This window comes from Bradyrhizobium elkanii WSM2783, from assembly GCF_000472865.1.
Lineage (GTDB): Bacteria > Pseudomonadota > Alphaproteobacteria > Rhizobiales > Xanthobacteraceae > Bradyrhizobium > Bradyrhizobium elkanii_A.
Genome location: NZ_AXAP01000070.1, coordinates 31,018 through 42,168 on the forward strand (window position 1 = coordinate 31,018; position 11,151 = coordinate 42,168).

General features: G+C 59.0%; 10 protein-coding genes and 1 pseudogene. 9 read left to right on the top strand and 2 right to left on the bottom strand.

Going from position 1 to position 11,151, the window contains the following annotated elements:
- The 6 genes from YY7_RS0137675 to YY7_RS0137700 all read left to right on the top strand — a co-directional run bounded on the left by YY7_RS0137675 (nt 1) and on the right by YY7_RS0137700 (nt 5,516).
- The gene (locus tag YY7_RS0137675) at nt 1-1,209 is read left to right on the top strand and encodes an amidase (protein WP_245287544.1); all 1,209 of its coding nucleotides are present in this window, start codon (nt 1-3) and stop codon (nt 1,207-1,209) included.
- Entirely contained in the window at nt 1,206-1,889 is a 684-nt protein-coding gene (locus tag YY7_RS0137680; RefSeq protein WP_028167709.1) for a TetR/AcrR family transcriptional regulator, read from the top strand. The genes YY7_RS0137675 and YY7_RS0137680 overlap by 4 nt, the downstream gene beginning before the upstream one ends.
- Before the next feature lie 628 nt (nt 1,890-2,517).
- Nucleotides 2,518-3,066 carry a hypothetical protein gene (locus YY7_RS0137685; RefSeq protein ID WP_028167710.1) on the top strand — a complete coding sequence of 183 codons (549 nt, stop codon included), beginning with the start codon at nt 2,518-2,520 and terminating at the stop codon, nt 3,064-3,066.
- Between the two features lie 135 nt (nt 3,067-3,201).
- A complete protein-coding gene (locus YY7_RS0137690) occupies nt 3,202-3,834 on the top strand; it encodes a hypothetical protein (RefSeq protein WP_155255486.1) in 633 nt (210 codons plus the stop codon).
- 51 nt (nt 3,835-3,885) lie between these two features.
- Nucleotides 3,886-4,467, top strand: a complete 582-nt coding sequence (locus YY7_RS0137695) for a hypothetical protein (protein WP_155255487.1) — start codon at nt 3,886-3,888, stop codon at nt 4,465-4,467.
- Between the two features lie 56 nt (nt 4,468-4,523).
- Nucleotides 4,524-5,516: a DUF3800 domain-containing protein gene (locus YY7_RS0137700; protein WP_028167713.1), complete on the top strand. Its 993-nt coding sequence runs from the start codon at nt 4,524-4,526 to the stop codon at nt 5,514-5,516.
- Between the two features lie 480 nt (nt 5,517-5,996).
- On the opposite strand, the gene YY7_RS0137705 is transcribed toward YY7_RS0137700, so the two are convergent.
- Nucleotides 5,997-6,194 carry a hypothetical protein gene (locus YY7_RS0137705; RefSeq protein ID WP_155255488.1) on the bottom strand — a complete coding sequence of 66 codons (198 nt, stop codon included), beginning with the start codon at nt 6,192-6,194 and terminating at the stop codon, nt 5,997-5,999.
- Nucleotides 6,195-6,597: 403 nt separating this feature from the next.
- On the opposite strand from YY7_RS0137705, the pseudogene YY7_RS54075 reads away from it, so the two are divergent.
- The 3 genes and pseudogenes from YY7_RS54075 to YY7_RS59005 all read left to right on the top strand — a co-directional run bounded on the left by YY7_RS54075 (nt 6,598) and on the right by YY7_RS59005 (nt 9,707).
- A pseudogene (locus tag YY7_RS54075) lies at nt 6,598-7,266 on the top strand (SOS response-associated peptidase).
- A 1,068-nt stretch (nt 7,267-8,334) separates the two neighbouring features.
- On the top strand, nt 8,335-8,844 hold the full coding sequence (locus YY7_RS59000) for a lipocalin-like domain-containing protein (protein ID WP_080664017.1): 510 nt from the start codon (nt 8,335-8,337) through the stop codon (nt 8,842-8,844).
- Between the two features lie 452 nt (nt 8,845-9,296).
- Nucleotides 9,297-9,707 (top strand): cupin domain-containing protein, encoded by a 411-nt coding sequence (locus tag YY7_RS59005; RefSeq protein ID WP_080664018.1) that lies wholly within the window; start codon nt 9,297-9,299, stop codon nt 9,705-9,707.
- 174 nt (nt 9,708-9,881) lie between these two features.
- Here YY7_RS59005 and YY7_RS0137740 read toward each other — a convergent pair whose 3' ends face one another.
- Nucleotides 9,882-10,661 (bottom strand): NAD-dependent epimerase/dehydratase family protein, encoded by a 780-nt coding sequence (locus tag YY7_RS0137740; protein ID WP_245287546.1) that lies wholly within the window; start codon nt 10,659-10,661, stop codon nt 9,882-9,884.
- Nucleotides 10,662-11,151 lie beyond the last annotated feature (490 nt).

Here is an 11,151-nt window from a genome sequence, read left to right on the forward strand (position 1 = left end):
GTGAACACGGCATCCACCACCGGACCTCACCGTGACATTCCGACGGGTTCATTCATTCCCGGCCCGCCCATCACCCGGGAGCCGACGTCTGCGGGGCCACTGGGCGGCCTCACCTTTGCGGTCAAAGACCTGATCGACGTCGCGGGCGAGGTTACCGGCGGCGGCAATCCTGATTGGCTGAGAACGCATTTGCCGGCAGCGCACTCGGCACCGGCGGTGGAGCAATGTCTCGCCGCGGGCGCCGCGCTGCGCGGCAAGACCGTCACGGACGAACTTGCCTTCAGTCTCGAAGGCGTCAACGCGCATTACGGTACGCCGTTGAACCCGGCTTGCCCGGATCGAATTCCTGGCGGTTCGTCATCGGGGTCCGCCGCCGCCGTGGCGGCCCATCTCGTCGACTTTGCGCTCGGTACCGACACAGGCGGATCGGTTCGGGTGCCCGCAAGTTTCTGTGGCCTGTTCGGCTTCCGTCCCACTCACGACGCTGTTGCGTTGACGGGCGTCGTCCCCTTCGCGCCGTCCTATGACACGATCGGTTGGTTCGCACGTGACGCCGCAACGCTCGCCGCAGTCGGCGACGTTCTATTGCCCGTTTCCGCGCGGGCGCCGGTACAAAAACTCATCATTGCCCGCGACGCATTTGATCTGGCAGATGCCCCCGTTGCTTCCGCACTGCGCGCGGCATGCGCGAAGCTCGGCGTGGATGACGAAGAAGAGATCTTCGGCGGCCCGGCCGACGATTGGCGCGAATGCTATCGGGTGCTCCAGGGAGCCGAGATCTGGCAACAATTGGGGCCCTGGATCACGGCAACCCGGCCTGCCTTCGGAGAAAACATCGCGCCGCGCTTCGCCGACGCGGCCGCTGTGACTCCAGCCGACGTCGCGCGCTGGGCGCCCATCCGTGACGCTTTGAGGTCGCGGGTCCGCGCCCGGGTCGCTGGGGGGACCGGCCTCGTGATACCGACGGCTCCCTCGATTGCGCTCCGCAAGAATGCGAACGGCGCAGAGGTCGGAGCCTTCTATCAACGGGCCCTAGCCCTGAGCTCGATTGCCGGCCACGCCGGTCTGCCGCAAATGACTCTTCCGGCCGGTCAGGTCGACGCTTGCCCCATCGGCTTGTCGATCGTCGCAGAGGCCGGCAGTGATCGCGTGCTCCTCGATCGCGCGCGCGCCTGGTCCCTCGCGCTCATAGCCAAGAAGACGAAATGACCGAACGCCTCGACACAAACGATGCCCGACCCAAACCGCGCCGGCGACCGCGCCGCTCCGCGGAGCAGAACAGGGCCGAGATTCTCCGCGCCGCGACTGTCGAGTTCGCCACTCATGGCTATGCGGGTGGACGAATCGAGCGCATCGTCAAGAAGGCCGGCACCAATCCCCGAATGATCTACGAGCTGTTCGGCAGCAAATCGGAACTCTACGTCGCGACGCTGGAAAGCGCACTCAGCGCGCTGCGTACAGAGGAACTGACGCTTGAGGTCATGCATCTCGATCCTCTAGAGGGTCTCCTGAAGCTTTTTGACTTCATGAACGGCCACTTCGAGCGGAACGGTCACCTAGTCAGCCTACTGCGCACCGAGAACTTGATGAAGGCACGCTTCATGAAGAAGTCGCCGCGCATCCATGAAATGTCGTCCCCTGTCCTGTCTATGACCAGGCGTCTGCTGGCGCGCGGCATCGCCGAGGGCAAGCTGGCCACCGATATCGATCCCTTGAGACTGTATGTGATGATCGCGGCGCTCAGTCAGTTCCACCTGACCAACGTCCACACACTGTCGTCGATGTTCGCCAGCGACCTTGGCGATGCCGCCTGGCGGGCAAGCCGCCGCGAAGACGCGCGGAAAATGCTTGCGGCCTATCTTGGGCGAAAGGAGGCACGCCCCACCTGAAGGTCCTCGGCGCGACGCAGGCGAACCGTGGGAAAATGGACTAGGAAGTGAGAAATCTCCGCGACCATGCCGGTCGGACAACTCAAGCGAATGCGACCATGGGGATCGGTATGGGGCTGCGTCACCAGCCCGCTACCTGCTCCGCTTCCGCATTGAAACTTGCTGCCCGCCATGGCAGGGTAGCTCGACCTTGGGGCTACACCCAGGGGCTACACCAGACGCCTCTGGGGTGCAGTAAGACCTAATTTTACGGGGCTTTCTCGAAGCCGTTTTATTGCGGCGGAGAGGGAGTCCGCCACAAAAATGCGTATCTATTTACAAAACAACCACTTTCTTGCACCAATTCACTGCTACATACACTTTCACCTACACCCTCGCTGGTAATCGCACGAGAGACCTGCGAGGCGCCGCTTCTCCCCTTGCGGGAAAGCACATAGGGGAAAAAACGTAACAATTTCCATGCGAAATAGGCTCAGTGTCTAACGGGGGTTCAAAAGAGAGAATCCGCTGACACTGCGGGGAGATGCGCGTTTCCGTGCCTAGTGTCTCACAGCGACGCGGCCTTGGAAACGTACCGGCGAGGCGCGCTGTGCGAGCACCGCACGCGAATCGCACCTATGATGGCCCGATGGAAGAACGGCCCTACCTGCCTGGGACAAAGCAACGCCACGCGATGGAGCGGGGGGCGTTCGTACTCGACCTCTACCGGCTGCTTTGCATGGTCTCGGCATCTCGCGACGTGGCTACGCACGGCCTCGCCTCGCCTGCCATCGCAATGATGCAGGGTGGCTTCTTCAAGGCCGAGGTGACACGGATCTTGATCTCTTGCGCGGTTGGCTTGCGAATCTGGTTCGATCAATCGCAGAGCGGCCCAACAGATGAACAGAGATCAGATTGCGGGAAGCTGTTTCCAAACTGGGCGACCGATCCGGAGAAGGTCGAGATTCTCACCCTGCGCGAGGCCTGCAACAAGATCATTCATGCAATAGACATCCGGTTTGACGTCGTGGCTCCCGGTTCAACCACAAACCGGATTCATGAAGCCGGCGCTTACTACAAACCGCAACTCTACCTGTATGGCAGCAAGGGGCGCGAGGACTGGCGCGCCGAGTTATCTTTAATCGACTTTGCACGATGGGGTGCGGTGGCGTTCAAATGGCTTGCCACGGATCGGTGACTAATCAGCATTTCAAAATAGGAGGACATTGTTGTGGGGGAAGCGAAGCGACGGCGACAACAGAACTCGATGCGAGGGCCGGTCGTTTATCATCATACGAGCACGCTTAGAACAAACCTGCTGTGGATGTCTGGCGTGATCGAAGTTGAAGGCAAAGGCGCTGAGCCGCTTCACCCGCAGATCGGAGTAATTAAGACAGACGTGCTGCGCCGTCGCGCAATGCAGGATTTTCCGCCAGTCGCATGGTTCACCTCCGAAATCGCCGTGCCGAACTGTCTCAGGAACACGAAGCTCTGCTTCACCGACAGAGAAACGGGAGAGCTTCGGTACGAGGATCACGCCATAGGGAATCTGAGCGACGTGATCGCACTCAACCGCGTGGCAATTGGCTTTCGTCTGGCCGAATGCCCATCGATCATCAAGTGGTCGGAGCACGCGGGCTATCACGCCAGCGAAGGCAGAGAACTGAATGAAAGTGCCCAAGCCTATGGAGATAATCCGAGCACGTGGTACGTCTCGGAGCAACCCATCGACCTGCTGCAGTCTGTTGAGTTTTGGTCATCTCGCAAGATCATGAATCCGAAGTTGCGGCGAGAGGATTGGTATCTCAAGGACATGCACAACATGGTCCGCAACTGCCGCGAACGGAAAGACATCTACATTCCGCCGACCTGGTTGAAGCCAGAGCAGGCGAAGGCTTTTGCTTCTAGTGTTGGCCTACCTGCCTATCGCGGCGATGAAGAGTTTCCGCCCTCGCGTGCTCGATAATCAATGGGTCACTGTGAAGGCGTTGGCGCAGGGCGAGGCGTCGAAGCAATCATGATGCACGTCTGGGGAAGGATTTTTGGTATGTATGAAAGAAAGCCAATTGACATTTTGAGACACGAAGCAGGCCACATGGTGGTCGCAAAAGTACTTGGGTTTAAAACCGGGGAACTTGAATACAACGAGCGGCATGCTGGGGCTCACATAACCATTGAACCGATGTTGCCCGATTTGGCCGCTGTCAGCGCATACGTTCGCCGACGGGCGACGGTTCTCTATGCCGGCGTACTGGCAGAGGCCTTAAAAGACAGCAAGATTGTCAACGAGAAAGCGCTTGAGTTCATCAGGAGCGAAGAGAACGTGGCCGATTATAAGAGGGTCTCGGAGTTGATCCACGTTGCTGCAGGTATCGAACGCTCTGAAGGGAATCATCAAGGCGTATTGAATGCCATCGGCAATGAAGTCTGGAACAGGGCCGCGACTTTGGTTGAAAAGTACGCCGAGCAAATAGTCATGCTTTCGAAGGAGTGGCGACAGGCGCTCGGCGGACTAGCCAAGATCACAATATCGGCGGAAGAAATTAGCAAAATCCAGTGCTTCAAGGAGATCGAAGCAGGATGCGAGATTGAGCAATAGGGCGTGCTAAACCGTGCTGATCTACTGTGCTGACTGAGATGCGGTGAACGAGGCTCATGCGGATTTTCATCGACGAAGCCGGACGGTTTATCAGCGGTGATGGCATCTCGCTGGCGTCTGCGCTAACGATCCCCCATCGATCTGTTGGTCCGTGTCGGCGCGAATTGCTTCGCTTCTCCCACGATTGGCCGAGGCGGGATGGCGAGTTAAAATCCGCCGAACTGGACGCGAAGCACCTATCCACCTTGGTTGACGTCCTGCATCGGCACGACGCCCTGCTGCACGTCGTCGCGACGGACGCGGCGAAAGATCAAGCTAGCGTCGCCCGACACCAAGCTGAGCAAGCACTAGGGATTACCAAGTATCTTACGAACCAACATCACCAATCCCTAATCGACAGCGTTTGGGAACTGCGAAGATCATTGGAGAAGATGCCAGCCCAGCTCTACATTCAATGCGTCGTTATGCTCCAGTTAGCCTGGATCGTAGCTGAAGAAGCTTCGATGTACTTCGCTCAGCGGCGGCCGAGGGAGCTGGCGCAATTCGAGTGGGTTATCGACGCTAAGGACCCTAGTAGAATCACATCGCAAGAAAACTGGTGGCGCGATGTGATTGGACCGATGGGTGAAGCTATGAGTAGGCGCAAACCATTTGCGTTCGTAGACGACGAGGGTTTCAATTACAAATATTTCGACCGCGCCTTTTCGATGGAAAAGGATATGTGGTCCCCGGACGGCTCGCGCAAATCGGTGGACGGCTTCAACATAAAGAAACTGATCACCGACAACGTGTCATTTGTGGATTCAAGGAGCGAGTTATTCATCCAAGCCACCGACATTCTGGCAGGCTTCATGCGGCGAGCGCTGAAAGGCCAGAACGCCGAGCCAGCTGTGCTAAAGACTCTGGGCCGCTTGATGATCCGAAAGAAGAAGCAGACAGTGCGCTTAATTGCGCTGGGAAATGGTGGGGATGTCGAGGAGGCATTGGGAGCGCGCATCAAAGTGATTGCATCATCTGGTCGCGGATTGTTGAAGCCTGAGCGCACATAGCGATTACCTTGGAAGGCACGTCAAACCGACGCAAAGTGCTGTACGAGAAGCTGCACCCGGAGACGAAGCAAGGGGCTACGCGGCGAATGCCAGCACGAATCCGCGCACCGCAAGCCCTACTGGCCGGGCCATCAACCGCAAATTGTCAGTTCGTACGGTGCGCATCGACCGCGGCCCGCAACTCCTGCCGCACCGCGCGGCAGGTGTACCAGTCTTCGCGCGCCACATAGCCGGCGGATGACGTGGACCCTCGCTCCCGTCATTGACGTCGTTGCCACCCCACCATTCGTCGGTGAGGCCGGCCGATTTCGACGCCCTGCGCGCCGGCAAGCGCAACGACGAAGTCCGCTCCACGCCCGCAAGGCTCGACTGGCTGCATGAGATCAAGCACGACGGGAAATGGCGTAACGGTCATCATCGTGGTCCGCACGCCGGGAGCGCCCGGAGTAACGATCCGACGCGGACAACTGGGCCTCGCCTTTAGGCCCTCTTGGGATCGTCTCTCCGGCCATGCCGGTCAAGTATCTTGTTAGTTGCGGCAATATCTTTCTTTAGGGCCTCAATGACCTCCTCTTTGGTGTAGCCCTCAGAGGGTTTAACTTTCCCGGACTGTAAGCCAGCAAGTCGCCGCACGCTTTCGTCATGCAGTCGTTTTGCGTCCTCCAATACCTTCTTCACGGCATCCTCCCAACTTCTGTTTTCCGCTAAGCGTAGCACGAATTGGAGGCAGAAAGCCCACCGTCAAGACGGATTCAAACTGAGATACTACCGAGGCGTGATCTCGCGCTCTGTCGTCAACCGGATAATATGCCCGCCTCACGGGCGGCCTCTACAGCCCGCTGGCGCGCCAAGTCAGCGCGTATCTTCGCGCCGATGACCGGGCCGCCGTAGATGACCTGACGGGATTTGGTGCTCATGGCCGGGCATTACAGCGGCGGTTGCGACGACAGGCAATGCCGCGAGGATTAAGCGTCCGGGTGGACCGGCCATACCAAGGCTCGGTCAATGTGCAATCTTGTCTGATTGCGGTTGCTGGCACAAGGGTTCCCTTCCAGGCTGAGCCTTTTGAGCAGCAACCGCAATGACCCCCATCTATTCGATCACCACGAACCCAGAAGCGATCCGCGCGCTGTTCCGCGTGGTCAACCGCTACGTTGGCAACCTCGCGCCGATGCCAGGGGTGTTCCCCGACTACCCAGCGCCAGTTGTTCGTAATGTCGAAGGCGGGCGCGAGCTAACATTGATGCGCTGGGGCATGCCGCCACCGCCGCGCACGGGCGGTCCACCAGTCACGAACATCCGCAACACGTCATCTCCGCACTGGCGAGGCTAGCTGAAGCCGGAAAACCGGTGCCTCGTTCCAGCCAACAGCTTCGCCGAGTACGCGCCGGAGCCGAACCCGGAGGCGAAGAAAAAGGACGTGGTTTGGTTCGCGGTCAATGAGGACCGGCCGCTATTCGCCTTCGCTGGCATCTGGACGACGTTCAACGGTGATCGCGGCACCAAATCCAAGCCGATCGCGGGACCGCATTAGGTCTACGGCTTCCTGACGACAAGCCCGAACGCGGTGGTCGAGCCGATCCATCCGAAGGCCATGCCGGTGATCCTGACCACCGACGAGGAGCGCGACGTCTGGATGCGCGCGCCGCGGGACGAGGCCAAGGCGTTGCAACGACCGCTCCCCGATGATGCGCTCAAGATCGTACTGCGTGGCGAGGACAAGGAAGACCGAGCCGGCGCGGCGGCCTAGTGTCGCCTTTTAAATCTCGCGATCCGGCGGTCGCGTTGCTATAGGTCTATCTTCTGGCCGTCCACCAATCGCACGGCACACTGTTTAGCTTGATCTTCGCTCTCACAGAGCAGGTCTATGCGGTTGATGATGTGGCGGTCTGGTCCAACGACGTAGGCGCAATACTCTTGCATCTCAGGACTCCGAGGCTGGAGGGCTCAGTTGCAATTCGCCAGGGAACGGGAAGTAAAGCGTGATGCGGATATATGGGTTTTGTGTTCCAAATGTGGAGCTAAGGAGCTTTCGCTCGCCGGATAATGAGACCAACTGACCGTTGTTGTGCTATCTCCGCGCATGAAAATGGTCTGGTGCCGCTGCTGAGCCGCGCGAATTCGTTAAAGTAACGAGGTCAGCCGGCTCAATGGACCATGCGATCAATGCGGTGCCGGCAGCCCGCGAGCGTGTTCATGAGCTGCACGGCGATGGCGTGCGCTGGCCTCACCCGGCTCCCTTTTAGGCCCCGGGCTTCTTCTCGGATCGTCGACTACATCCGCCGATGATCCGGGTTGTCCACTTTGAAGCGCATTCGGGGACACATGACGGACATTGCGCTCTGTCCGAAAACGCCATTCGCGCCGCTTATCCGTACTTCGGGTCTTCCCAATAAGCGGACATTGTCAGAGTCCGACGGCATGTCTCAAAGGGGCCAGAACCGGACCTTCGTTGCCGGCTTTCTCGCGATCATAAGCAACGCTAGGCACGCCGAACGCTCCAACGACCGCTGTCCTGTCTTGCACCACAGGCCCCGGCCTTCTCGCTCGACGGCTTCCGCCAGATCGCCGACATGATCGTGGGCGCACCTGGAACAACCTCCGGAGTGGCTCGTAGCGTGGCCGATTGCCTTTTTCGAACGCATGCCCGCGTCTTGGTGTGGTCAATCCCGTGCTGGCCGTCGGTGCGGTATTGTGGGATGAATTGCCCCACTGACCGCAGAGTGCCCCGTACAATGATTTCGAGGCTCAGACTACGCTGGGCGGCCAGCCCACAACCCTCATAGATGGAACGTTCCTGAAAACCGGAGGGAGCACCATGAAAGCACTATGGTCAATTCCGATAGCCGCAGCTCTTACATGCGGCACGTTATCTGCGGGAGCCGCAGATCCGCTCAAACAGCAGCTTGTAGGCACTTGGAGCGTCATTTCATTTGTAAACGTGAATGAAAGGACCGGGAAAACAACGCAAATATTTGGTTCCGATCCGAAAGGATATTTCATGTTCGATGCAGCAGATCACTTCTCAATCAATGTCATGCGTCCGGGACGGCCAAAATATGCCCGCCGCGACTTTCCGACCGCCGGGGAAAGCGAAGCCGCTCTGGAGGGGCTAATCGCGATGTTTGGCGACTACAAAGTCAATGAATCTGAACATTCAATATCCTTACATGTTATCGGCGGCAGCTTTCCCGCGTGGGACAATTCGAATCAGAAGCGTTTCATCGCGATCAACGGCGACGAGCTCACGTATAAGAACCCTACACCGGCGTCCCGTGGGGGTACTGCTGTGGTGACTCTGAAGCGCGCAACAAGCGCAACCAAGTGATCTTTTGGTCAATCTGTCGCCACGGGCACCGGTTTCAGAACTCGGCTCCCCCGACCCGGCAAGCCAAGCCTCGGTACCCCGAAGTGATCGAGTGAGTGGGTCCGCACACGGTGTCCGAATCGGGTCAGAAGCGCCGCTTGGCCTCACGGCAGGGACTTCCGGTTGCCCCCGATCTTCGGAAATATCCTGCGCGGCGCCAACAGCCGCGCCGGGCCAATGGGCGACATCCTGATATGGAAGAGGCCGACAACTGAGGCGGCCTTAGGCCAAGGCAACTCCTTCCCGGTGAGCAATTTGTAAAAGGCTCTATACGGCTTACAGTCCGCCGCCCGCACTTCCGCTCATGTTGTAGTTCACGAGGTAGATCATGGACGTAACCAAACTAGTTCATGAAGTCTAACGAGTACGCGACCGCCTAAAGACTGGCTCACTCTAAGGGAAAGGCTCATACAATGAACAGATTAGCGCTCTCTCTGTTGCTCGCACTTGGCACCACAGCTCCATTTACTGGCGCCAACGCAGGGACCGGAAAAGCAACAACTTTGATGGCCAAAGAGCTTCCCGACTTTCCTGGGAAGGAAGGTATGGTCGAAGTCGTCGACTTCGCTCCGGGCGAAGTCTCGGAGCCGCATCGGCATAATGCAGATCTCTTCGTCTATGTTTTGGAGGGGAGCGTCGTCACGCAGGTAGAAGGTGAAGCCCCAAAAACCGTAAATACCGGTGAGGTCTTTTATGAAGCGCCTACGGACGTCCACATTGTGAGCCGCAACGCTAGTGCGACGCAGGCCGCAAAACTACTTGTCTTCTATGTAAAAGTTAAAGGCGCGCCACCAACCATCCTAGTAGGGCGTGGACATAAATAGCGCTTTTTGACGTCGGGCGAGGAAAGGGCGTGGGTTTATGTCCGCATCGGGTCATCAGCGCCGTTCTGACTGCGCACCCATCACTTTCGGTCTCGCCTGGCAAGCGACGCGCCACAACGTCGCGCGCGCCGAGGCATCGCCACGGCCTGAGCGCTGGACCGCGTGCGAAAATCGTCAGGCCGGAAGACGAAAATCAGGAGTCCAACCCAGCTCGGCGCGTGCCTTTTCGGTCGCAACGTGTCTGTTGGACTGCGCGATGTTATAGATGCCCGGGTCGCCGTGGTCGATGGCCAGCAGAGCGGCATAAGCCGCCGCATCCACATGAATGGGCGCAGAGTTTGAGGGCCGGTCCGAAGCGGTTCCGGGGCCATAAAGCTGGCCGTAGCGAAGGACGACGCCCTCGAGCGGCGGCGATTTTAAAGTGAGATCTTCCAGCGCGATTACTCCCTGCATGTTGATACCGTTCTCTCCCTTGGCCCCGGTATCGAGCGGGTCTGTCTCCGCGTGCGGCTCGGGCCCCGGTGCGTAGGCCCACGCGATGCTTTGCGCCACCAATCGGTGCGCCCCCGCCGCAATTGCGGCCCTGACGAGGTTCCGCGTTCCCTCGCTACGGATGCGGGCGGTGCGAACGATCGCTGCTCCCATCTCGCGTGGATTAAGATCCTTCGGGAGGTCGGTGAGCTGATGGATCACGACATCGGGGCGTGCTAATGCGACGGCGCGTGATAGCGCCGGCGCGTCGAAGACGTCGACCACGACCGGGTCAGCCCTGAGCGCGCGCAGCGCGTCGGCATTCGCTTCCGATCTGGTGCTGCCACAGACGTAATGGCCAGCGCCGTGCAGGAGCGGCGTCAGGCGCCTGCCGATGGCTCCGGACGCGCCGGCAAGGAAGATTCTGTAACCCATCACCGTTACTCCGTTGAACCGTGCGCCAAAGTGGGCGCTGCGCGCCAAGTACTTTCCGATTCAAGCGGAGGGCGGGCAATCGTTCCGTTTCAGTGAAAATCAACTTTGGAGACGGCGGACAAATACGGACACAGCCGCGCATTGGAACAGATTGGCAGCCCCGGAACCTTACCTGAACCGAATGTCCGTTGGGGGTCAAACTGAGAAGAACTCAACCTGAGCAAATTTCTTCCGGGTTACCCTTGAAAGCGGACATTGCGCGACACGGCCGGCATGTCTCAAGAGGGCCATAGGACTAAACCGCTCGCGCGGTAGGCCGCTGCGGCAAACAGGGTGGCCAAGCCGATAGCGCCAAGGGGCGTCCTGTCTTGAGATTGAGGGGTTGCAACAACCTCACCCAAGACAGGAGCATCCCCATGACCGACGAGGCAATGAGCCCGTTGCGCCGGCGCATGATCGAAGACATGACGATCCGCAAGTTGGCCCCGAAGACCCAACATGACTACGTGCAAAGGGTCAAGAACTTCGCGGCGTTTCT

Excerpts from the sequence above, each read along its gene's own strand:
- YY7_RS0137685 (WP_028167710.1), top strand. The coding sequence starts at position 2,518 with ATGGAAGAACGGCCCTACCTGCCTGGGACAAAGCAACGCCACGCGATG.
- YY7_RS0137680 (WP_028167709.1), top strand. The coding sequence starts at position 1,206 with ATGACCGAACGCCTCGACACAAACGATGCCCGACCCAAACCGCGCCGG.
- YY7_RS0137700 (WP_028167713.1), top strand. The coding sequence starts at position 4,524 with ATGCGGATTTTCATCGACGAAGCCGGACGGTTTATCAGCGGTGATGGC.
- YY7_RS59005 (WP_080664018.1), top strand. The coding sequence starts at position 9,297 with ATGAACAGATTAGCGCTCTCTCTGTTGCTCGCACTTGGCACCACAGCT.
- YY7_RS59000 (WP_080664017.1), top strand. The coding sequence starts at position 8,335 with ATGAAAGCACTATGGTCAATTCCGATAGCCGCAGCTCTTACATGCGGC.
- YY7_RS0137695 (WP_155255487.1), top strand. The coding sequence starts at position 3,886 with ATGATGCACGTCTGGGGAAGGATTTTTGGTATGTATGAAAGAAAGCCA.